Raw genomic sequence first — 20,176 nt, forward strand, 5'->3', positions numbered from 1 at the left:
CCTCATCCGATATGGGTGTCGGCGGTGACCAGCGTCCGCTCCATCGGGTCGAGCGAGACGCCTTCGACGCCCTTGCCGACCCCCTGCACGAACCGCTCGTGCACCAGCGGAACCACCGCGTCCGTCGCGAGCACGGCCGCCTCGGCCTTCATCTCGGCGGCCTGCCGGGCCGGGGTGTCGACGGCGGAGACCGTCTTGGCGGCGGCCTCGTCGACCTGCTTGTCGCAGAGCTGGGAGATGTTGAAGGACCCGGCGCAGGTGAAGTCGCTGGCCAGGTAGGAGGACGGGTCGCCGGTGTCGAGCAGCGTGTTGCGCGGCAGGATGAACGCGTCGAACTTGCCGCCCAGCGCGTCCGCCTCCATCTGCGCGTAGTCCCGGACCACCTGGCGGACCGTGAAGCCCGCCTTCTCCAGCTGCTGCTGGACGGCCGTGGCGACCTCGGGCAGCTCGGGCCGGTTGGTGTAGGTGGCGAGGACGATCTCCCCGGCGGCCGCGACCTTGTCCCGGGGCGCGGGCGTGGCCCGCCCCTCGACGGGTACGCGCTGCTTCGCCGCCCAGGCGACGCCGGGCCCGAAGAGGCCCTGCGCGGTGTCGGCCCGGCCCTCGTACACGCCCTCGACCAGCGCCTTGCTGTCGATGGCGGCACGGGCGGCGGCCCGCAGCGCGGCGTCCGCGAAGGGGCCCTTCTTGGTGTTGAGGTAGAGGCTGTTGGTGCGCGCGGTGGGCACCTCGCGGACCTGGCTCTCCTCCAGCAGGGAGGCCTGCGAGACAGGCACGTACTCGGCGATGTCGGTCTGCCCGGCGCGCAGCGCGTTCGCCCGCGCCTTGCCGTCGGCGACGAACGCCACGTCGACGCCGATCGCCTTGGCCTTCGTGCCCCAGTAGGTGTCGTTCCTGGTCAGCGTGGCGCTGACGGCGCCGTTGAGCTTGGTGAGGGTGTACGGGCCGGTCGCGTGCCCGGCGGGGTCGACCTTGCCGCCGCTGTACGCGCCCGCCGAGAGGATCGCCAGGGAGGGGTTCGCCAGCCGCTGCGGGAGGAGCGGGTCGGCGGTCTTGGTCGTGATGCGTACGGTCTGCGCACCTTCAGCCTTGGCGTTCAGGTCCGTGTCGCTGAGCACGCGCGGCTTGGGCTTGGCCTGCTCGGCGGCGGTCAGGGCGCGTACGACGGACTCCGCGTCGACCGGCTTGCCGTCCTGGAAGACGGCCTTGCGCAGGGTGAAGGTCCAGCTCTTGTCGCCGTCCGGCTTCCATTCGGTGGCCAGCGCGGGCAGTGCCTCGCCGTTCTTGCCGAGCGCGGTGAGCCCCTCGACGACCGCGAGGCGGCTGAGGGTCACGGCGTCGTCGCCGTACGGGGACATGGCCTGCGCCGGCGGGAACGCGAGCGAGACGCGCAGCCGGCCGTCACCGCCGCCCGAGCCCGCCGCACTGCCGGAACCACCGCCTCCGCAGGCCGTGACGGTCAGGGCGAGCGTGGCGGCCGTCGCTGCGAGGGGCAGCGCGGCACGGCGGCGTATCGAGGACATGTCACGACCCTACCTGAAAACGATTATCACCTAGCGGGCGGGCTGACCGCTCTCCCCGGCGCCCATCGGCAGCTCGAAGTGGACGATGCCCTGCCCCCCACCAGGCAGCTTCCGCTCGTCGCAGACCTCGGTCGCCAGCGAGCGCCAGAACGGCTCGGCACCCGGAACGGCGGGGTCGGTGTGCAGATAGACCGCCTCGTACCCACCGACCTTCACGACAAAGTCGCACAATTCGCGCACGAGCGCGCGGGCAAGTCCGTGCCGCCGGTGCTCCGGGCGGACGTAGATCCGGCAGAGCTGGGCGGTGGTCCCGGACGGGAAACGGGCCGCGACCCACTCCGGATTGGGCGGCGCCTGCGGGCCCTGGTCGCGCACCGCCCCGGTGGCGACGATCTCGCCGTCCTTCTCGACCACGAGGAGGGTGCGCCGCTCGGGGCGCAGATACGTTCCGTCGAGGTCGATGATGTCCGCGTGCCAGCGCGGTACGTAGCCGGACTTCAGGTCGCGGTAGACGGTGTCCAGCATGACGGCGCGCGCCCCGCCGACGTCCTCGGCGGTCGCGGGCCGCAGCACGTATCCCGTGGACACGCCGGTCCGGACCTCGGTCGTCACCGTCACCGCTTGCCTCCACTCGTGCCACATGCCTTGCCGTACCAGCGTACGTGCAAGGCATGTGCAAAAGCGGAGCGGGCGGTTCAGCCCAACAGGGGCAGGGCTCAGACCCGGTACACCAGCGCCGTGGCGATGGCCGCCAGCCCCTCCGCGCGCCCGGTGAGCCCGAGCCCGTCGCTCGTCGTCCCCGACACCGACACCGGTGCGCCGACCGCCGCGCTCAGCACCTTCTGGGCCTCCTCGCGCCGCTTGCCGACCTTGGGCCGTACGCCGACGACCTGCACCGCGACGTTCCCGATCTCGAAGCCCTCGGCCCGTACGATCCGGGCCGCCTCGGTGAGCAGCGTGACCCCGGACGCCCCGGCCCACTGAGGCCGCCCCGTCCCGAAGTGCGCCCCGAGGTCGCCGACCCCGGCGGCGGAGAACAGCGCGTCGCAGGCGGCGTGGGCCACCACGTCGGCGTCCGAGTGCCCGGCGAGTCCGAACTCCTCGTCCGGCCAGTGCAGGCCCGCGCACCACAGCGCACGTCCGCGCTCGAAGGCGTGGATGTCGGTCCCGATGCCGACCAGCGGAATCACCGGGGCGGGATTCCCGGGGTTGTTCTCAGAAGCCATCGTTGGCCCTCCTCCGTGCGAGTACCGCCTCGGCCAGCACCAGGTCCAGCGGCCGGGTCACCTTGAACGCCTCTTCGTGCCCGGGGACCACCACGACCGGCCGCCCGAGCCGCTCGACCATACCGGCGCAGTCGGTGGCCCCCTCCTCCGTGCCGGGGACGGTCTCGTGGGCGTGCACCAGCAGCGCGCGGTCGAAGCCCTGCGGCGTCTGCACGGCCCTCAGCAGCGCCCGCTCGGGCGTCGCGACGACGAGTTCCGGAGCCCCGTCCTTGCGGGGCTCGACCTGCTTGACGGTGTCGGAGAGGGGCAGCGCGGGCACCACGGCCACGGCCCCGCCCCGCACCGCTTCGACCACCGCGTCCACGGTGTCCACCGGGACGAGCGGACGTGCCGCGTCGTGCACCAGTACGGCGGTGATGTCCTCGGGCAGCGCGTCCAGGCCCAGCTTCACGGACTCCTGGCGGGTGTCCCCGCCGGGGACGACCAGGAACTCGGTGCGCTCCGGCAGGGCGTGCTCGTACTCGTCGAGGAGGCTCTTGACCTCGGTCTCGCCGTCGGAGGGGGCGACCACGACGACCAGCGAGACGTGCCGGGAGGCGGCCATCGCGCGGACGGCGTGGATGAGCATCGGGGTGCCGTTGAGGGTGCGGAGCGCCTTGGGGGCGCCGGGGCCCAGGCGGACGCCGCGGCCTGCGGCCGGGATGACGGCGGCGGTGCGGGCAGGGCCGTTCACCGGGCTTCCCGTGGGGCTCGCGGGGCTCTCGGCGGGGCTTACGGAGGGCGCAAAGGGGTGTTCGACTGTCATGGACTACTCCGGAGGTTTGTGTCCTCGTCCCCCATGGGTATGGCCACAGCGAGCCGGGAGCGACGCCCTGACCGGACCCCTTCCGTGACAGTCGGACGGGGCGGCGCATCGGCACCGCAAAAACCGCATGCGGGATCAGGCGCAGGGAACGTAGAAAAGAAGAATGCCGCGGTGTCCAACGGCCGACTGCGGACACAGTCGGTCGCCGGGCACCACGGCATCACTCACACCATCAACGCACGCGCCGAAGCGGCAGCAGCCGATGCGACGGCACGTGAACGGTTACGACGCGAGAACCTCGTCCAGCAGGGCCTCGGCCTTGTCCTCATTGGTGTTCTCCGCGAGGGCCAGCTCGCTCACCAGAATCTGGCGCGCCTTCGCGAGCATGCGCTTCTCGCCGGCGGAGAGACCGCGCTCGCGCTCACGACGCCACAGGTCGCGCACTACCTCGGCGACCTTGATGACGTCGCCAGAAGCGAGCTTCTCCAGATTTGCCTTGTAGCGACGAGACCAGTTCGTGGGCTCTTCCGCATACGGTGCGCGCAGCACCTCGAAGACCCGGTCCAGCCCGTCCTGGCCGACCACATCGCGTACACCGACGAACTCCGCATTGTCCGCAGGCACACGAACCGTCAAGTCGCCCTGGGCGACCTTGAGCACCAAGTAGGTCTTGTCCACGCCTTTGATCTGGCGAGTCTCAATGGCCTCGATCAGCGCGGCCCCGTGATGGGGATAGACCACGGTGTCGCCAACCTTGAACGTCATGTGACAGGTACCCCTTCCGTGGCTATCCAGAGTAACACGGAAACTGCTTGTTCTGAATGGCGTTTCCGCAGGTCAGGGCATATCTCGGGGCTTGACAACTGCAACAGGAACGTGCTGCGGAGGCCTTCCGGAAGACGGTATTCGCAGGTGGGAGCGGCTCTGCGGGCGAAGAGAAACGCGTACGTTACACGCACCACAGACCCTTGAAGAGGGCCCGAAAGTCCCGGTTTGCCGGGTTCCGCGAGGTGAACTTCGTCTACTCCGTTCGGAGATCGATCACCCGTCCGGCGGCAATCTTCGGCAATCCCCGCCAATCCCGAATTGATCACGGTCCCGTTGATCAGTCCTTGATCAGCCCTTGATCAATTCCGCTGGCAATATCCCGCCATTGAACGCTGTACGAATTCCGCCACCCCGCGCGCCGGGCCGTCGCCCCGCGTGCGCGCCGGGTGCCGTGCGACCCGTGGGGCGGGTCGGGTGCAGGCCCAGGTCGGCGAGTCGATAACCTAAGCCCGCAGTAAGTCGGACCGCTGTATGTCAGACCGCCTGCCAAGTCCCCCCGTCCGTAACGTCCAAGGAGTTGCCGCCGCCGTGAGCCGCAGCCTTCGACGCGGCACCCTCGCCGCCACCGCCCTCGCGTTCTCGATCGTCTCGCTCGCCGCATGTGGCGCCGGCAACGACGCACAGACCCTGGCCATCAAGCCGGACAACGCCGCGATCTCCGTCGACAACGGCAAGATCAAGATCCAGAACGCGCTGGTCATCACCCAGCCCCTGGACGAGAAGACCAAGAAGGCCGGCAAGGGCGATGCCGTGGTCGCCGCGACCGTCTTCAACAACGGCGACAAGCCGCAGACCCTGGACGCCATCAAGCTCGACGGCTCCTCGGCCACCGTGAAGCTCACCTCCGGCAAGGCCGAGGGCGCCAAGACCGGCCCGATCACCGTCCCGGCCGGCGGCTCCGTCGTCATCGGCGGCAAGGACAACGCCTCCGCCGTCGTCCCGAGCGGCAGCGAGAGCGAGAGCCCCTTGCTCGGCAAGGCCCAGCCCGTCACCTTCTCCTTCAGCGAGACCGGCGACGTGACGCTGAAGGCGTTCGTGGTCCCGTCCACCGGTCACTTCGAGGGCTTCGGCCCGGACAAGCTCCCGGCCACCCCGGCTCCGACGGGCTCCCCGACCGGCTCCCCCTCGGGCACCCCCGCCTCCGGCGCCCCGGGCGGCACGCCGACGGGTGCGGCCTCGGGCACCCCGGCCAAGCAGGACCCGAAGAAGGACGCCAAGAAGGACGAGAAGAACACGCCGTCGGGCGCGGCCACGACCGGCGCCGGCGCGGGTCGCTGACCTTTCGTACGTACGACGAGGGGCCCCGCCGGAATCGGATTCCGGCGGGGCCCCTTCGTCATGTGCGGGAGGCGGTCTACGGCTCGAACTTGTAGCCCAGGCCGCGCACCGTGACCAGGTAGCGCGGGGCGCCCGGGTCGGGCTCGATCTTGGCGCGCAGGCGCTTGACGTGGACGTCGAGGGTCTTGGTGTCGCCGACGTAGTCCGCGCCCCAGACCCGGTCGATGAGCTGCATACGGGTCAGCACGCGGCCCGCGTTGCGCAGCAGCATTTCGAGGAGGTCGAACTCCTTGAGGGGAAGGTCGATCTTGGCGCCGGCGACGGTGACGACGTGCCGGTCGACGTCCATCCGTACCGGACCGGCCTCCAGGGCGGCCGGGGTGACCTCCTCCGGTTCGCCGCGGCGGCGCAGGACGGCGCGGATGCGGGCGATCAGCTCGCGGGAGGAGAAGGGCTTCGTGACGTAGTCGTCGGCCCCTATCTCCAGCCCGACGACCTTGTCGATCTCGCTGTCCTTGGCGGTCACCATGATCACGGGGACGTTGGAGCGCACGCGCAGCTGGCGGCAGACCTCGGTGCCGGGCAGGCCCGGCAGCATCAGGTCCAGCAGGACGAGGTCGGCGCCGTTGCGCTCGAACTCGTCCAGGCCGTCGGGGCCGGTCGCGGCGATCGCGACCTCGAAGCCCTCCTTGCGGAGCATGTAGGACAGGGCGTCGCTGAAGGATTCCTCGTCCTCGACGACGAGCACTCGGGTCACGGAAGGACCTCCGGGGCAGGGGTGTTCTCACGGATGGGGGTCTTGAGCGCGGGGGTGCCGACGGCGGTCGGGGCACCGGCCTGGGCCGTGTCGGCTTCGTCGACTGCGCCCGTCTCGTCGGTTTCTTCGGCTTCGTCGTCGAAGTCCTCGACCGCGTCGGCGTCGCCGGGGCCGACGAGGGGGCGGCCGGGGGTGTGTTCCACCCGGGCCTCGCGGACGGAGCCCGCTTCGGGCAGCCGCAGGGTGAAGGTGGAGCCCTGTCCCTCGGAGCTCCACACGGTGACCTCGCCGCCGTGCGAGGCGGCGACGTGCTTGACGATGGACAGGCCGAGGCCGGTGCCTCCGGTGGCGCGGGAGCGGGCCGGGTCGACGCGGTAGAACCGCTCGAAGACCCGGTCGCGGTCGCGCTCGGAGATGCCGATGCCCTGGTCGGTGACGGCTATCTCTATGAGGTCGCCGCCGGGTGCGGGCACCCGGCGGGCGGCGATGCCGACCTTGGTACGGGCGGGGCTGTAGTTGACGGCGTTCTCCACGAGGTTGCCGAGGGCGGCGGCGAGCTGGCCGCGGTTGCCCCAGACGTGCAGGCCGGAGGTGCCGCCGGCCTGCATGGTGATCTGCTTGGTGGACGCCGTGTGGCGGCTGCGGTCGATGGCCTCCGCCACCAGCTCGTCCACCCGTACCGGCTCGGAGTCCTCCAGCGGGTCGTCGTTCTGCACCCGGGAGAGGTCGATCAGCTCCTGGACCAGGGAGGTCAGGCGGGTCGCCTCGATCTGCATGCGGCCGGCGAAGCGGGTCACCGCCTCCGGGTCGTCGGAGGCGTCCATGACGGCCTCGGAGAGCAGGGAGAGGGCGCCCACCGGGGTCTTCAGCTCGTGGCTCACGTTCGCGACGAAGTCGCGCCGTACCGCTTCGATACGGCGGGCCTCGGTGAGGTCCTCCACGAGGAGCAGTACGAGGCGCGAGCCGAGCGGGGCCACCCGGGCGGACACCGCGAGGGCCTCGCCGCGGCCGGTGCCCCGGCGCGGCAGGTCCAGCTCGACCTGGCGTATCTCCCCGTCCCTGCGGGTGTCGCGGGCCATGTGCATCATCGGCTCGACGGCCAGCTTTCCGCCTCGGACCAGCCCCAGGGCGTACGCCGCCGAGCTGGCCTTCACCACGTTGTCGCTCTCGTCGAGCACGACCGCGGAGGAGCGGAGCACGGAGAGGACGGTGTCCACTCCCGGCGGCAGCGTGGCGTTCACCTCGGGGCGCACGGCGGCCCTGGTGGGGCGCTTCTGGTCGCGTTCGCTCCAGCGGAACGCCAGCATGGCGATGATGCCGGTGCACAGACCGGCTATCGCTGCTGCTGCGGCCACTGCCGCGTTCACGTCCATGTGCCCAAGGTTATGCCTGGTCACTGACACTGCCCCAAGCGAATGGGTGTCAGCTCGAACGTTCGTCGCCCAGAGTTCACCAAGGGGATGGGGGCGGTTCACTTCGGCGGTCGGAACCGGACGCGTACCGCGCGGATGGTGGGAGTGTGGGGACCGGAGCCCCGCCAGACCCCGGAATTCACGGCTGCGCTGTGCCGCAGTCGGCCGTACTGACGAAAGCAGGAACCCCCATGCGGGACGCGTACCACGAGGAACTGGACTCGATCGGCGAGGACCTGGTCGAGATGGCCCGTCTGGTCGGCTCTGCGATAGGTCGCGCCACGACCGCCATGCTGGACGCCGATCTGAAGCTCGCGGAGAGCGTCATCGCCGCCGACCAGAAGGTCGACGACCTCCAGCACGACCTGGAGGCGCGCGCCATCGCCCTGCTGGCCCGCCAGCAGCCGGTCGCCACCGACCTCCGTATCGTCGTCACTTCCCTCCGTATGAGCGCGGACCTGGAGCGCTCGGGCGACCTCGCCCAGCACGTGGCGAAGCTGGCGCGGCTGCGCTTCCCGGCCACCGCCGTGCCGCACGACCTGCACGCGACCATCCTGGAGATGGGCCAGCTCGCGCAGCGCCTGATGGCGAAGGCGGCGGAGGTCATCATCACCAAGGACGTCGACCTGGCCCTCCAGCTGGAGCAGGACGACGACGAGATGGACCTGCTGCACCGCACGCTCTTCACGCACCTGATGGACGACCGCTGGAAGCACGGCATCGAGACCGCCGTCGACGTCACCCTCCTCGGCCGCTACTACGAGCGCTTCGCGGACCACGCGGTCTCGGTCGCCAAGCGGGTCGTGTACCTGGTGACGGGCGAGCACGCGGACGACGTCCAGGCGGCGCAGGAAGGCTCCGTACAGGCGTAGTACGGGCGTATCCGCACGGACCCCGTGCAGGGCACATCAACTCCTGTGCTTCCGCGCGCTGTTGATGCGCCCGCGATTCGGGCATGCAATGGGTGGGGGGAGGCCGCCCGCCTCCCCTGCCGTGCCTTCGGGCATCGAGCCAGTGATCCATCGAGAACCCGAGGAGATCCCATGGCCGACACCCCCACCACGACCGAATCCCCGCAGGAAGCCCCCGAAGTGACCCACCTGCCGCTGCTCGGCGCCTGCGGCTGCGGCTCGGGCTGCGGCTGCGGCTGCCAGTCCGGCGCGCCGTGCCAGTGCGGCGGCTGCTGCGGCTGATTCCCGCACGTCCTACGCAGTACGAGGAGGGGCCCCGCCCGCACCGGACGGGGCCCCTCCTCATGCGTGTGCGGGAGGTGGTCCTACTTCACCGTGACCTTGACGGTCGGGGAGACGGTGTCGTCGTCGCCCTTGATCCGGAGCTGTTCCTTGCCCTTGGTGAGGAGTTTGGCGTCGAGGGTGTAGCCGCTGCCGTTCTTGACCGTGGTGCTCGCCTTGAGCGTGGTCCACTTGGTGCCGTTCTTGTGCTGGAGCAGCAGCTTGCTGCCGACCTTGAGGCCCTTGGTGCGGCCGGTGAAGGTGACCGTTCCGCCCTGGTCTACCTCGTTGGCGCTGGCCTTGACGGTGATGGCGGCGGTGCTCGCGCCGGCGCTGGTGCTGGCGCTGGGGCTGGGCTTCGGGGAGGGGGCCGCGGAGGCGGCGGCGGTACCGGCGGTCAGCAGGGCGGCGGTCAGGACGCCCGCCGTGAGGGCGTGGGCGCAGCGGCTGCGCAAGGAGGCGTTCATACCGGACAAATTACCCCGAATGGGTGAGACCCGCCTGGGGAGCGACGCGGGGTGCGCCGGGCAGCGGAGAGGCCCCCGGCCGCGGTGGTCCGCGGCCGGGGGCCTCTCTCGTACAAAAAGAACGGAAAGAAGGGGCTACTTCTTCTTGCCCTGGTTCTTGACCGCCTCGATGGCCGCGGCGGCCGCGTCCGGGTCGAGGTACTTGCCGCCCTTGGTGACCGGGCGGAAGTCGGCGTCGAGCTCGTAGTAGAGCGGGATGCCGGTGGGGATGTTCAGGCCGGAGATGTCCTCGTCGGAGATGCCGTCGAGGTGCTTGACCAGGCCTCGGAGGCTGTTGCCGTGGGCGGCGACCAGGACGGTCTTGCCGTCGAGGAGGTCCGGGACGATGCCGTCGTACCAGTACGGCAGCATGCGCTCGACGACGTCCTTGAGGCACTCCGTGCGGGGGCGCAGCTCCGAGGGGATGGTCGCGTAACGCGGGTCCTCGGACTGCGAGAACTCGGTGCCGTCTTCCAGGACCGGCGGCGGGGTGTCGTACGAGCGGCGCCACAGCATGAACTGCTCCTCGCCGAACTCGGCGAGCGTCTGCGCCTTGTCCTTGCCCTGGAGCGCGCCGTAGTGGCGCTCGTTCAGGCGCCAGCTGCGGTGGACCGGGATCCAGTGGCGGTCCGCGGACTCCAGTGCGAGCTGGGCGGTGCGGATGGCGCGCTTCTGGAGCGAGGTGTGCAGCACGTCCGGGAGGAGACCGGCGGCGGTGAGCAGCTCGCCGCCGCGCACTGCCTCCTTCTCGCCCTTCTCGGTGAGGTTGACGTCCACCCAGCCGGTGAACAGGTTCTTCGCGTTCCATTCGCTCTCGCCGTGGCGGAGGAGGATCAGCTTGTACGGTGCGTCGGCCATGCGTACGAGCGTAATCGACATTTCGGCCCTCCCGCGCGGGACGAGGGACCGTACCGGCGGGACCTTCGTCGATTGCGGACCTGCGTCAATTGAGTGGCGGATGCACCGGGCGCGTACGTAAGTTCCGGGTGTCCAGTGAGCCGCTTACACACCCGGGGGATTCCGATGTCCGCAGCAGGTCTCAGACGCGCCGTGCGCGAGAGCGTGTCGGGGCTTCCCCGGGAGTTCTGGTGGCTCTGGACGAGCACGCTGGTGAACCGGATGGGGGCGTTCGTCGCCACCTTGGTGGCTCTTACTTAAACCGTATGAGGTTCCGACAGGCGGAGTCGTACGGTTGTTCGATAAGGGGGTCACCGTATGAATCTGTCCGGTATCCAGTCGCTGCGCGAGAGCTTGAAGGGCAAGCGAGCGGGGCTGTACGCACGGAAGAGCGCGTACAGAGGAAAGGGGAAGCGCAGGGGCTACTCGGTCCGTGAGCAGCTAGACGTCGGCCGCGCCACTTCCGACGAGCTCGGAACGGTCGTTGTTGGTGAGTTCATCGACGACGACCGCTCGGCCTCCACCTACCGCGACCGCGACCGCGAAGAGTTCGAGCGCATGATCGACGCCGTAGAGGCTAGCGAGCTCGACATCGTGATCGCTTACGGATCGAGCCGGTTGCAGCGCGACGTCGAGATTTACGCCCGCCTCCGCAACGCCTGCGCAAGGCACGGCGTTCTCTGGTGCTACGGGGGCAAGGTCTACGACCTGACCAACAAGGATGACCGTTTCCGTACCGGCCTCGACGCACTGATTGGCGAGCGTGAAGTCGACGAGCTGCGCGACAACGTCATGCGCACGCTGCGAGCGAACGCCGTTTCTGGCCGGCCGCACGCGCAGGCCGCGTACGGCTATCGCCGCGTCTATGACCCGCGTTCGGGTGCGTTCATTCGCACGGAGGAACACCCCGAGCAGAAACCGATCCTCGTGGAGCTGACGCAGCGTGTCGGTAGGTTCGAGGAACGCACAAAGATCGCCGTTGCCTTCAACAAGCGAGGCATTGCGCCGCCAACTCGCCATTGGACAAAGGGGATGGTGAAGAAGCTCGCGGCATGGCATCCGGGGCTGAAGGAAAACGAGGACATCCACCCGGATTGGGTCGCGCGAATCGAGGCTGCGGTCGACCTCCGCCAGGAAGCCAAGGACAGGCTTGACGGCGGCGAAGAGGCGAAGGACATTGCGCGGGACTTCATCGACCGCGACGAGCCGCTCGTGATGGCGCGGTGGATCGCCGTCACCGTTACCGCTTATGCAACCGACACCCGGTATCTCGGATACCGCAAGCACCACGGCAAGGTGGCCAATAAGGAAGCATGGCCGGCCCTGGTAGACCCGACCGATCACCTGCTCGCCGTGGCAGCCATCAAGAAGGGCCGGGAAGGGAGGGCGTTCAACGCACGCCCCGGTCGATCGATTCACCAACTGTCGACCCTGATGATCTGCGACGTCTGTGAAATTCCGGTCAATTCCGATCGGAAGTACGGGCACCCCCGATACGGGTGCGAGACGCCGGCCCCCGAAGGCCAGAAGGGGTATCACGCTACGGCGCGGGTCGCCATCGTCGACCCGTATGTCGAGTCGAAGCTGTTCACATGGCTCGCGTCCCCAAAATTCGCCCGCGCGTACGCAAGGGACGACGCCGAGATGCTGAAGGAGATGGAACAGGCCGCCGCCACGGCCAAACTGCTTCAGAGCGAGCTTGACGAGTTTTACGCGGAAGCGGGGGCGGGGCGCCTGTCGGCTCGTGCCCTGGCAGCGGTCGAGGCCGAAAGGCTGCCGAAGATCGAGGAAGCCAAGACGCGGGCGCGCACGTTGTCTGTCCCGCCCATGGTCCGAGAGCTTGCGGGCGCGTCCGTCAAGGAAATCGCGAAGGCTTGGGCAGTCATGGACTTGTCACAGCGCCGGGCGATCATCGGGGCGTTGCTTGAGGTACGACTGAAGCCGCAGGGGCGGAGGCGCAATGTTCCGGTCGAGCAGTTCGTCGTCGTGACCCCGAAACAGGCCAAGCGACCCAGGAAACAGCGGGCGAGCGCATCTGAGCTGACGCGGGCAGCGTAGGCAGGGAGGGCAAACGGGAGGGCCGCACGGACGTCGCGCGGCCCTTTGTGATGCTCATGCCCGGGGGCGCCGGGGGGAGTGTGGATCGGGGGCCCTGGTACCGCGAGCGTGGGGGGCGATGGCATTCAGGACGGTCTCTAGCGCGCGTGCGCCTGCGGCAGAGATTTCTCTGTCGTCGAGCACGATGTCGGTTCTGTCGGCAGCGGCACGCGCTGCTGCCGGGGTGGTGTCGTCGAGTCGGATACGGGTGACGCGGTACAAGATGCCCCCCTCGTGGCATGGCTGGCCCTTGCATCGGACATATGTTCGATGCAAGGTCCGGACCACCCTACTCCCGCTGACACCGCAGGTCACGCTCTTAGGACCCAGTGTTACCGCCCGTAGAGGGCGTTCCTTCCTTGCCATCAACTGCCCATGTTTTGAGCAGCTCTTGAAGCTTTGTCATGTCCTTTGGTCCCGACCCGGGGACGTGGGCGACGACGACTGTCGTCTCCGCCGTACTGGCACCAAGCGGGTCGCCGGCGACGAGTCCGACGTACTGCTGCGCAGCGGCGAGCTGCACCTCCCGCTCGGGCTTTCCGATCCCAGCGGCGACCGCCCTCACGAGTCCCGGGTGAATCTTGACGGACTGGCCCTGTCCGATCTTCCACAGCGTGGTGTGCGTGGCCTGGAAGCCGGTAACGGGGTCGACCGCGCGCTGTGCGAGCTGACGCGACGTCGTCCCCTGTAGGGCTTCCTGCACGAGCTCGGCAAACGGCGCGCCGGATTCCCACATGGTTTCGCATCTCCGTTCTTGTCGCGTTACGCGAACACGCTCATCTAACCAGCCATAGGGCCGATTCGCACGCCGATCAACGCCGTTGACGTGCAGGAATGACCCCCCTAACGTTGCCCCTGTTCCCAAACAGGAACAGGCGTTCCGCCCATACCGGGCAGCTTCCACCTGCGCTTGTTTCTGTTCGAGTACAGGCAAGGGGGAGTCATGCACACCGCAGAGAACGGCGCCGACGAACGGACCGAGCCGCAGGAGTGGCCGGAGCCGACCGACGAGCAGCTCGCGATGATCCGCCGTCTCCTCGCGCCTGAGATCCACCGGGCGCGCACCGAGCGCGCAGCCGACCCGTTCGCAGCGTGAGGAGAGAACAGCACGTGAACGTCGAGTTCATCGGTCCGCCGCCGACTAAGCAGCCGAACACCAAGCACGCCGTTATCGCCGACAACCTGCGTCGCCACCCTTCTGTGTGGGGCGTCGTACGGCGCGCGGCGACAACCACCCGCGCCGCTTCCGCCGCGCAGGCCATCCGTGACGCGCGGCTCACCTCGTATGCGCCGGTCGGCTCGTTCGAGGCAGTCGCGCGGACCGTGGTCGAGGGCGGCATCGTCGAGCATCGGGTGTACGCCCGGTACGTCGGGGGCGAGCAGTGACTGCGCCCGCACCAACTCTCGCCACACCGACGGGCGTTGTCGTCGCGCCGCCGGACCTCGACCGCGAGCAGTGGCTCGCCGTTCGCCGTACCGGCATCGGTGGGTCGGATGTGGCCGCGCTGCTCGGCATGAGCAAGTACACCTCTCCGCTAGAGCTGTACCTCGACAAGCTCGGCGAGCTCGGCGACGTGCCGCGCTCCCCCGAACTCGTCGAGGCGGCGTTCTGGGGGCACGTGCACGAACCGTCGGTCGCGAACGTCTTCGCCGAGCGTTCGGGTCTGCGCGTCGTCGAGGGTCCCGGCGTGCTGGCGCATGTCGAGCGTCGTTGGATGCTCGCCAACGTCGACCGGTACGTGCTCGAACCTGGCGAGCGGACGCCGTCGAGCCTCTTGGAGATCAAGACGCGTAGCGCGTTCCAGCTCGACGAGTGGCTGCTCGGCGTTCCGGACGGGCCGGCGCTGCAAACGCACTGGTATCTCGCCGTCACTGGTTATCAGCACGCGCACGTCGCCGCGCTGCTCGGCGGTAACCGGCTGCTCGTGCACCGGGTCGAGCGCGACGAGCAGCTCGTCGAGCACCTCGTCGACCTCGTCGGCGCGTTCTGGCAGCGGGTGCTCGACCGCACGCCGCCGCCGGTAGACGGTTCGGAGGCGACCGAGTCTCTGCTCGGCCACCTCTACGCGGTGCGGCCGGACGCCGTCACCGTGGCCGATCCGGCGGAAGTGCTTCCCCTGCTGGAACGCCGCCGCGAACTGAAGCGGCGCGAGCAGCGGGTCGAGGCCGAGCTGCGCGAGATCGACAACCGGCTGAAGGCGACCGCGGGCGAGTCCGAAGTCGTCGAGGTGCAGGGCTCGACCGCGTACACGTTCCGGCAGAACGGGCCGTTGGCGCAGAAACGATTCATCGCCGCGCACCCCGCGCTCGCCGCCTCGTACACCCATCAAGTTGACGCGCTCAACACGACGCGACTCGCAGCCGAACACGCCGACACCGTGCGTGAGTTCCGTGCGCGTCGTCTGGTCGTCCCGAAGGAGAACAGCGCAGCATGACAACCAACCTGGCCGAGCGAGTCGCCAACCGCCGTAATCATGTGCCTGCGCGTCAGTCCGCGCAGCACGGTGCCGCGGCGCAGCCCACCCTCGTGCAGTTCGTGCAGTCGATGCGTGGCGAGATCGCCCGCGCGCTGCCGGCGCACGTCGCCAACCCGGAGCGCATCGCCCGTATCGCCCTTACCGAGCTGCGGCGCGTGGAGCACCTTGCGGAGTGCACGCAGGAGAGTTTCGGCGGTGCGCTGATGACCTGCGCGCAGCTCGGTCTCGAACCGGGCGGTGCATTGGGTGAGGCGTACCTGCTGCCGTTCTGGAACAAGAAGGTGCGCGCCTACGAGGTGCATCTCGTCATCGGCTATCAGGGCATGATCCGGCTGTTCTGGCAGCACCCCGCCGCCGCTGGTCTGGCGACGCACACAGTGCACGAGAACGACGAGTTCGCTTTCGAGTACGGGCTGACCCCGGTACTACGGCACAAGCCGGCCCGTTCCAACCGGGGGCGCCCGACCGATTACTACGCTGTCGCGACCATGGCGAACGGCGGAAGTGCGTTCGTGGTCTTTTCGGTCGAGGACGTCGAGGCGATCCGGCAGCGCAGCAAGGCACGCGATTTCGGGCCGTGGGCCACGGATTACGACGCCATGGCGCGCAAGACGTGCATTCGCCAACTGTTCAAGCTGCTGCCCAAATCGAGCGAGCTCGCTCGCGCGGTCGCACATGACGAGGGCGTGCGGCGCGATGCGTCGCCGGAGGGGCTCGACGTGCCCCCGGACTACGTCGAGGGTGAAGTCGTCGAGCAGGCGCCCACGCAGCAGGCAGTCGAGGACGTGCCCGAGGAGTTCACCGGGTGGCCCGAAGCCGCTGAGCCTGCCGCTTCCCAGTGAGGCACGGCAGCGCCGTTCCGCCGCCGTTGTGCGGGCATTGGAGCGGCGCCGACCGCCGGTACTGCCGTGCAGTCGACGGCGTCCGCCTCTACCTCCCCGGACACCGCTGCCCCGTGCATACCCCTGCCGCGCTCGCCGGTCGTCCCGAAGCACCGGGGGCGACAACCCCTGTAAGGAGAAGGACAGTTGAGCCGCGCAGCGACGGAATGGGTGTGGGACCACGCCACCGCCCGGGGAACCGCGCGAATCGTGCTGCTCGCCATCGCTGACCGGGCGAACGGCGACGCCGTCGCCTACGCCGGTACCGCGATGCTCGTGCAGCGCACCCGTGCGGCTCGCTCGACCGTGCGCGACGCCGTCGACGCGCTGCTCGACTCGGGCGAGCTCGTCGTCGTCGAGGGCGCCACGGGGCCGCGCGGAGAGACCGTTTACCGCCTGCCGCTCGTCGCCGAGCACGCCCTGTCGGAGGGGGCCGGAATCCGGTCCGGGCCGGAATCCGGTCCGGGTCGGAAATCGGCCCCCCGGGGGCCGGAATCCGGTACGGAGGGGGGCCGGAATCCGGTACCAGGGGGGCCGGAATCCAGCCCCCAGAACAAGAAGAACAAGAGAGAACAAGAAAAGCAGCAGCCGCGCGCGAGCTCGGCCGCCCGCTCCCCGTTGATTCCCGAGCTGCACCCGCTTGGCGACGCACTCGCCGCCGCCGGCGTTTCGGTCCGCTGGTCACTCGGTCTCGGCGAGCAGCGCGACGTCTGGCGACTCGTGCAGCAGCACAGCGTCGAGGCCCTCGTCGAGCTCGCCGCACGCCGCACGCAACCGGGCACCGACCCGAAACCGGGCCGCTACTGGCTGAAGGTCTGGGGCGACCTCGACCGCTCCCCCGCCGTACGCCCGGGGCCCAATGTCGTTCCGTTCCGCAGCAGTTCGCCCGCCGCCTATACCGACAATCTCGCCGCCGGTCTGCAACTGCTGCGCGCGCAGAAGGAGAGTTCCCAGTGATCGACGAACACATCGTCGCCCTGCTCGCCTACGCCGGGCGCCTCGACTCCCGCGTGCGCCGCGCTCTTGCCGACCCGCAGCAGTCGGCCCGTACCATCGCCGATTGGTCGACCGCGCTCGCCGACGTACCCGCCACCCTGCCGGCGACCGGTTGGGACGCTTCACACGCCGTCCGCCGCTACTACGAGCAGAAGGCGGGCGACCGCTCCGCACAGTTCCGGGGCGTCGAGCCGCACGACGTGCTCGCCGCTTGGTCGCCCCACCGGGCCGAGCTCATGAACCGTCACACCGACCCCCTGCCGGCCGCAGACCCCGACGACCCGCAGGCGTGGCGGGCGGAATTGCTCGGCGGGCGCGTCGACGTCGCACACGGCCACCGTCCGCCCGCGCAGTACCGGGCCGAGATCAACGAGGGCGGGCAGAAACGTCTCGCCGCCCTGATGTCGGGCGTCGGGACCGAGCGCCGCCGCTACATGCCCGCGCACGTTGCCCGCGAGCTCGCAGCGTTCCGGCCGAGCCGTGCGCACCGCGAGACCCTCGTCGACGAGGGGATGCCCGACCCGCTCGGCGCCCCGTGCCCCCACTGCCGCGCCACCGTCGAGCAGCCGTGCCAGACCGGATACCGGCGCAACGGCAAGGGGCGCCGGCCGATCAGCGGCGTGCACCCCTCCCGCATCGAGGCAGTTGTCGCCGCACTTGGGCCCGACGCTGCGAAGGATGCCGAGCGGGTACGGCTCGCCCGCATCATGTGCCAGCCGCCCGCCCCGCGCCGTGACGCCCGCGCCCGCCACACATCGGGAGGGCAGCACTGATGATGCCGCCCGCTGCCCGTGCTGCCATCGCCGCGCACCTGACCGACGCGCTCGACGTGCACCCCACGCTCGCCGCGGACGACATCGCCCGCCGCCTTACCGCAGAGGGATGGGAGATCAACAGCGTTCGTCTGCGGGATGCCGGTCAGGACCGACGCCATGCACACGTACCCGCGCGACCGGTCGCGCCTCGCGCGCGGGGGCCGCGCGCTCGGCGCCTGCCTGCTCTGCGCAGAGCCCTGCGCGTATTCGACGTTCGTCGTCTTGCGCACGAAGAAACGGACCACGCCGTATGACCACTGCCCAACTCGTCTCCGCCCTCGTTGTCGTGCTCGTCGTGCTCTCCGGAATCCCGCTCGGTCGCATCGCCTGCCGACGCGACCCCGGACCGCGGCGACGCCACCCTGCCGACACCCGCGGCGCCTGCGTCGCCGAATGCCGTACCTGCACCGCACTGAAGGAGAGGGGCTACTGATGAGCCGCCGTATCGACGCCCGACGAGGACGTGCTGCCCGACGCGACGCCGCGCGCGACGAGCGACGGGCACGGCTGCACGTCCTGCTCGCTCGCGCCGACCGGGGCGTGCTCACCCCCGAAGACTGCGCGGCCCTGCGCCTCGGCGTCGAGGCCGAGATCGCCGAGAGCAACACCCATCGCCGGAGCGCCGGCGGGCAGCAGGCAGCAGCGACGCGACTGCACGCCCGGGTCGAAGCTGCCGAGCAGGCGATCGTCGAGACCGAGCAGCGCGCCGAGACCGCCGAGCAGCTACTCGACGCACTGTGCAGCACCCGCACGTACCGCGACCTGCTCGCCGAGCAGCTCGCCGAACGGCACGGGCCCCTCGTCGACGAGTACCCGCCGGCCTTTCACCGCTTGCTCGACCACGTCGCCGAGCAGCTCGCCCCCCGGGCGCAGCAGTGAGCACTCGTCGGCCCATCCTGTGTGCTCACCGGTACGGGCTCATGCAGGACTCATGCCCCGGGTGCGACGCCGAGCAGGAACGGCCGCACCCCGCGGACCCCGTTGCCGTACGGCCCCGATGGGCCACACGCGACTACCGGCGCTGCCGGCGCTGCTCCCTCGTTCCGTCCGCCCGCATTCACCGGGGGCACACCCCCACCACGTGATCACGGGGCGCAGCCGCAGCCCCTGCGCCCCGCACTGCGCCGTCGCACCACGCCAAGGAGAGACCCACCGTGCAGCACCCTGATACCCACCGCACGGCCGCCAGCCTGCGCACCATCCGGGAACTGTGGGGCGAGCTGCTGCTCGCCATCGCCACCCCGCCCGCGGACGTCTGGCCACCGCGGCAGCTCGCGCAGACCCTGCACGCCGTCGACGACGAGCTGCTCGTCGTCGAGCGGGCGCCGCTGGTGTTGAGGGAGCACCCCGCGCCCCTGAACCTGACCGCGCTCGATACCGGTCTCGCGATCGAGCGCGCGCTGTTCGCACTGGCCGACACGCTCGCCGCCGCAGTCCAGCGCGCCACAGCACGCGATGCACGGCGCTGGGACTACCAGGACCCGGACGCCGTCGACATCCGGCGGGCGCACGGAAGCCGCGCGCACGGACTGCACTTCGCATCGGTGTGGATCGAGGGGCGCGTGCTCGACGAGGACACCGAGCCCGAGCAGCAGCTCGACGGAACGTTCGTCGCCGCCCCCTTTAGCGTGCTGCCCGAGTACCTGCTGCACGAGGCGCGGCACGTGGTGCAGGGGGCAGAGGCGCGGCTGCTGCGGACGCTCGGCCTTGACCAGCGCACCACGCCGGTACCCGACCGGCCGTGCCCGTGGTGCGGGGGAGAGCTCGAACTGCACACCGGGCCCGATGAGGCGCCGAGCGTGACCTGCTCGACCGGCATCCCGTGCACTGCACCCGTACCGCTCGACGCACAGAGGCGACGTATCTGGGAATGGGGCGATCTGCCGCCCCTGGTAACCGCCCTCGCTGGCCTTGAGCAGCCTTACGCAGGCACTCAGACCTCATAGCTGCGCGTTACAACGGGCCCCGGGGCGTAGCCTCGGGGCTCATCTCTGTTTCATAACGATGCGTCAACTGCCGTTGTCGGCAGGGGAGTTGCGCTTCACCATTCTACTCAGGGATCGCAACCGCGATCCTTCTCGACCTAATTTTAGTTAGTTTCCCTAATTAACTCTTTAGGTCGGTAGTCAACATTGAAAGCCCGGACGTAAAAAGGTCGGAAGCAAAATGGTGAAGCGAGTAATTGACCTGATCCGCAACGCAATCCAGAGCGGCGACAGGACCCTGCGGCTCATCGTCCTCATGGGCGCAGGGGCGGCCTGCGTGATCACCATGGGTGCGGTTGCGGCGGTTACCGCTAAGTACGTCGGCTGGATCTGAGTCGAACACCCCCACCGTCGAGAGTGAGGAATAATTATCATCACCGGACCTTCACATGGGCGCAGGAGTGGCCCGTCGCACTCTGCACCGGGAATCACTTGCGCCGTTATCGTTCTGTGACCTAAAG

24 protein-coding genes and 1 pseudogene are annotated in these 20,176 nt (G+C 69.5%); 15 read left to right on the forward strand and 10 right to left on the reverse strand.

All coding sequences use genetic code 11. The features are described from left to right. Positions 1 to 2 precede the first annotated feature (2 nt). From IE269_RS08385 to IE269_RS08405, 5 genes are all read right to left on the reverse strand, one after another. The gene (locus IE269_RS08385; protein ID WP_189822178.1) at positions 3 to 1,523 is read right to left on the reverse strand and encodes an ABC transporter substrate-binding protein; all 1,521 of its coding nucleotides are present in this window, start codon (positions 1,521 to 1,523) and stop codon (positions 3 to 5) included. A gap of 30 nt (positions 1,524 to 1,553) precedes the next feature. Then, positions 1,554 to 2,141 carry a GNAT family N-acetyltransferase gene (locus IE269_RS08390; protein ID WP_229897481.1) on the reverse strand — a complete coding sequence of 196 codons (588 nt, stop codon included), beginning with the start codon at positions 2,139 to 2,141 and terminating at the stop codon, positions 1,554 to 1,556. Between the two features lie 98 nt (positions 2,142 to 2,239). Continuing rightward, positions 2,240 to 2,749 (reverse strand): 2-C-methyl-D-erythritol 2,4-cyclodiphosphate synthase, encoded by a 510-nt coding sequence (ispF, locus tag IE269_RS08395; protein WP_189822180.1) that lies wholly within the window; start codon positions 2,747 to 2,749, stop codon positions 2,240 to 2,242. Beyond that, a complete protein-coding gene (gene ispD / locus IE269_RS08400; RefSeq protein ID WP_189822181.1) occupies positions 2,739 to 3,554 on the reverse strand; it encodes a 2-C-methyl-D-erythritol 4-phosphate cytidylyltransferase in 816 nt (271 codons plus the stop codon). The genes ispF and ispD overlap by 11 nt, the downstream gene beginning before the upstream one ends. 282 nt (positions 3,555 to 3,836) lie before the next feature. Then, positions 3,837 to 4,319 carry a CarD family transcriptional regulator gene (locus IE269_RS08405; RefSeq protein WP_003953493.1) on the reverse strand — a complete coding sequence of 161 codons (483 nt, stop codon included), beginning with the start codon at positions 4,317 to 4,319 and terminating at the stop codon, positions 3,837 to 3,839. A gap of 591 nt (positions 4,320 to 4,910) precedes the next feature. Here IE269_RS08405 and IE269_RS08410 point away from each other — a divergent pair. After that, positions 4,911 to 5,660 (forward strand): copper chaperone PCu(A)C domain-containing protein, encoded by a 750-nt coding sequence (locus IE269_RS08410; protein WP_189822182.1) that lies wholly within the window; start codon positions 4,911 to 4,913, stop codon positions 5,658 to 5,660. Positions 5,661 to 5,736: 76 nt separating this feature from the next. Here the strand turns inward: IE269_RS08410 and phoP are convergent, their stop codons facing one another. Both phoP and phoR read right to left on the reverse strand, forming a co-directional pair. Further along, positions 5,737 to 6,417, reverse strand: a complete 681-nt coding sequence (phoP, locus tag IE269_RS08415; RefSeq protein ID WP_189822183.1) for a two-component system response regulator PhoP — start codon at positions 6,415 to 6,417, stop codon at positions 5,737 to 5,739. After that, positions 6,414 to 7,790, reverse strand: coding sequence for a two-component system sensor histidine kinase PhoR (phoR, locus tag IE269_RS08420; RefSeq protein ID WP_189822184.1), 1,377 nt, complete (start codon positions 7,788 to 7,790; stop codon positions 6,414 to 6,416). The genes phoP and phoR overlap by 4 nt, the downstream gene beginning before the upstream one ends. 230 nt (positions 7,791 to 8,020) lie before the next feature. Between phoR and phoU the strand changes: the two genes are divergently transcribed. Beyond that, positions 8,021 to 8,701 carry a phosphate signaling complex protein PhoU gene (gene phoU / locus IE269_RS08425; protein ID WP_189822185.1) on the forward strand — a complete coding sequence of 227 codons (681 nt, stop codon included), beginning with the start codon at positions 8,021 to 8,023 and terminating at the stop codon, positions 8,699 to 8,701. Positions 8,702 to 8,872: 171 nt separating this feature from the next. Beyond that, positions 8,873 to 9,022: a hypothetical protein gene (locus IE269_RS08430; protein WP_189822186.1), complete on the forward strand. Its 150-nt coding sequence runs from the start codon at positions 8,873 to 8,875 to the stop codon at positions 9,020 to 9,022. A gap of 83 nt (positions 9,023 to 9,105) precedes the next feature. Here the strand turns inward: IE269_RS08430 and IE269_RS08435 are convergent, their stop codons facing one another. Both IE269_RS08435 and IE269_RS08440 read right to left on the reverse strand, forming a co-directional pair. Next, positions 9,106 to 9,528, reverse strand: a complete 423-nt coding sequence (locus IE269_RS08435; protein ID WP_189822187.1) for a hypothetical protein — start codon at positions 9,526 to 9,528, stop codon at positions 9,106 to 9,108. A gap of 135 nt (positions 9,529 to 9,663) precedes the next feature. Beyond that, entirely contained in the window at positions 9,664 to 10,425 is a 762-nt protein-coding gene (locus IE269_RS08440; RefSeq protein WP_189822188.1) for a phosphoglyceromutase, read from the reverse strand. Positions 10,426 to 10,590: 165 nt separating this feature from the next. Here IE269_RS08440 and IE269_RS08445 point away from each other — a divergent pair. Both IE269_RS08445 and IE269_RS08450 read left to right on the forward strand, forming a co-directional pair. Beyond that, positions 10,591 to 10,719: pseudogene (locus IE269_RS08445) on the forward strand (MFS transporter); the annotation flags it as partial. A gap of 63 nt (positions 10,720 to 10,782) precedes the next feature. Continuing rightward, complete coding sequence (locus tag IE269_RS08450; protein ID WP_189822189.1) at positions 10,783 to 12,522, forward strand: recombinase family protein; 1,740 nt, start codon at positions 10,783 to 10,785, stop codon at positions 12,520 to 12,522. Positions 12,523 to 12,880: 358 nt separating this feature from the next. Here the strand turns inward: IE269_RS08450 and IE269_RS08455 are convergent, their stop codons facing one another. Beyond that, a complete protein-coding gene (locus IE269_RS08455) occupies positions 12,881 to 13,297 on the reverse strand; it encodes a hypothetical protein (RefSeq protein WP_189822190.1) in 417 nt (138 codons plus the stop codon). 207 nt (positions 13,298 to 13,504) lie between these two features. Between IE269_RS08455 and IE269_RS08460 the strand changes: the two genes are divergently transcribed. From IE269_RS08460 to IE269_RS08505, 10 genes are all read left to right on the forward strand, one after another. Beyond that, positions 13,505 to 13,657 (forward strand): hypothetical protein, encoded by a 153-nt coding sequence (locus IE269_RS08460; RefSeq protein WP_189822191.1) that lies wholly within the window; start codon positions 13,505 to 13,507, stop codon positions 13,655 to 13,657. 14 nt (positions 13,658 to 13,671) lie between these two features. Next, positions 13,672 to 13,947: a hypothetical protein gene (locus tag IE269_RS08465; RefSeq protein ID WP_189822192.1), complete on the forward strand. Its 276-nt coding sequence runs from the start codon at positions 13,672 to 13,674 to the stop codon at positions 13,945 to 13,947. Continuing rightward, positions 13,944 to 14,996, forward strand: a complete 1,053-nt coding sequence (locus tag IE269_RS08470; protein ID WP_189822193.1) for a YqaJ viral recombinase family nuclease — start codon at positions 13,944 to 13,946, stop codon at positions 14,994 to 14,996. Before IE269_RS08465 ends, IE269_RS08470 begins: the two co-directional genes overlap by 4 nt. After that, positions 14,993 to 15,880 carry a recombinase RecT gene (locus IE269_RS08475; protein WP_189822194.1) on the forward strand — a complete coding sequence of 296 codons (888 nt, stop codon included), beginning with the start codon at positions 14,993 to 14,995 and terminating at the stop codon, positions 15,878 to 15,880. Before IE269_RS08470 ends, IE269_RS08475 begins: the two co-directional genes overlap by 4 nt. A 186-nt stretch (positions 15,881 to 16,066) precedes the next feature. Continuing rightward, positions 16,067 to 16,876 (forward strand): hypothetical protein, encoded by an 810-nt coding sequence (locus IE269_RS08480; RefSeq protein ID WP_189822195.1) that lies wholly within the window; start codon positions 16,067 to 16,069, stop codon positions 16,874 to 16,876. Next, positions 16,873 to 17,688, forward strand: a complete 816-nt coding sequence (locus IE269_RS08485) for a zinc finger domain-containing protein (protein ID WP_189822196.1) — start codon at positions 16,873 to 16,875, stop codon at positions 17,686 to 17,688. The genes IE269_RS08480 and IE269_RS08485 overlap by 4 nt, the downstream gene beginning before the upstream one ends. 292 nt (positions 17,689 to 17,980) lie before the next feature. Then, positions 17,981 to 18,163: a hypothetical protein gene (locus IE269_RS08490; protein WP_189822197.1), complete on the forward strand. Its 183-nt coding sequence runs from the start codon at positions 17,981 to 17,983 to the stop codon at positions 18,161 to 18,163. Beyond that, on the forward strand, positions 18,163 to 18,609 hold the full coding sequence (locus tag IE269_RS08495; protein ID WP_189822198.1) for a hypothetical protein: 447 nt from the start codon (positions 18,163 to 18,165) through the stop codon (positions 18,607 to 18,609). The genes IE269_RS08490 and IE269_RS08495 overlap by 1 nt, the downstream gene beginning before the upstream one ends. A gap of 275 nt (positions 18,610 to 18,884) precedes the next feature. Next, positions 18,885 to 19,676, forward strand: coding sequence for a hypothetical protein (locus IE269_RS08500; protein ID WP_189822199.1), 792 nt, complete (start codon positions 18,885 to 18,887; stop codon positions 19,674 to 19,676). Positions 19,677 to 19,899: 223 nt separating this feature from the next. Continuing rightward, a complete protein-coding gene (locus IE269_RS08505) occupies positions 19,900 to 20,049 on the forward strand; it encodes a hypothetical protein (protein ID WP_189822200.1) in 150 nt (49 codons plus the stop codon). The last annotated feature ends 127 nt before the right edge of the window (positions 20,050 to 20,176 follow it).

This window comes from Streptomyces spiroverticillatus (assembly GCA_014650415.1).
Classification (GTDB): Bacteria; Actinomycetota; Actinomycetes; order Streptomycetales; family Streptomycetaceae; genus Streptomyces; species Streptomyces spiroverticillatus.

Bases quoted from the DNA above. Each gene is read 5' to 3' on its own strand.
- IE269_RS08385 (WP_189822178.1), bottom strand. From the start codon at position 1,523: ATGTCCTCGATACGCCGCCGTGCCGCGCTGCCCCTCGCAGCGACGGCC.
- ispF (WP_189822180.1), bottom strand. From the start codon at position 2,749: ATGGCTTCTGAGAACAACCCCGGGAATCCCGCCCCGGTGATTCCGCTG.
- ispD (WP_189822181.1), bottom strand. From the start codon at position 3,554: ATGACAGTCGAACACCCCTTTGCGCCCTCCGTAAGCCCCGCCGAGAGC.
- IE269_RS08405 (WP_003953493.1), bottom strand. From the start codon at position 4,319: ATGACGTTCAAGGTTGGCGACACCGTGGTCTATCCCCATCACGGGGCC.
- phoR (WP_189822184.1), bottom strand. From the start codon at position 7,790: ATGGACGTGAACGCGGCAGTGGCCGCAGCAGCAGCGATAGCCGGTCTG.
- phoU (WP_189822185.1), top strand. From the start codon at position 8,021: ATGCGGGACGCGTACCACGAGGAACTGGACTCGATCGGCGAGGACCTG.
- IE269_RS08430 (WP_189822186.1), top strand. From the start codon at position 8,873: ATGGCCGACACCCCCACCACGACCGAATCCCCGCAGGAAGCCCCCGAA.
- IE269_RS08435 (WP_189822187.1), bottom strand. From the start codon at position 9,528: ATGAACGCCTCCTTGCGCAGCCGCTGCGCCCACGCCCTCACGGCGGGC.
- IE269_RS08440 (WP_189822188.1), bottom strand. From the start codon at position 10,425: ATGGCCGACGCACCGTACAAGCTGATCCTCCTCCGCCACGGCGAGAGC.
- IE269_RS08450 (WP_189822189.1), top strand. From the start codon at position 10,783: ATGAATCTGTCCGGTATCCAGTCGCTGCGCGAGAGCTTGAAGGGCAAG.
- IE269_RS08455 (WP_189822190.1), bottom strand. From the start codon at position 13,297: ATGTGGGAATCCGGCGCGCCGTTTGCCGAGCTCGTGCAGGAAGCCCTA.
- IE269_RS08460 (WP_189822191.1), top strand. From the start codon at position 13,505: ATGCACACCGCAGAGAACGGCGCCGACGAACGGACCGAGCCGCAGGAG.
- IE269_RS08475 (WP_189822194.1), top strand. From the start codon at position 14,993: ATGACAACCAACCTGGCCGAGCGAGTCGCCAACCGCCGTAATCATGTG.
- IE269_RS08490 (WP_189822197.1), top strand. From the start codon at position 17,981: ATGACCACTGCCCAACTCGTCTCCGCCCTCGTTGTCGTGCTCGTCGTG.
- IE269_RS08495 (WP_189822198.1), top strand. From the start codon at position 18,163: ATGAGCCGCCGTATCGACGCCCGACGAGGACGTGCTGCCCGACGCGAC.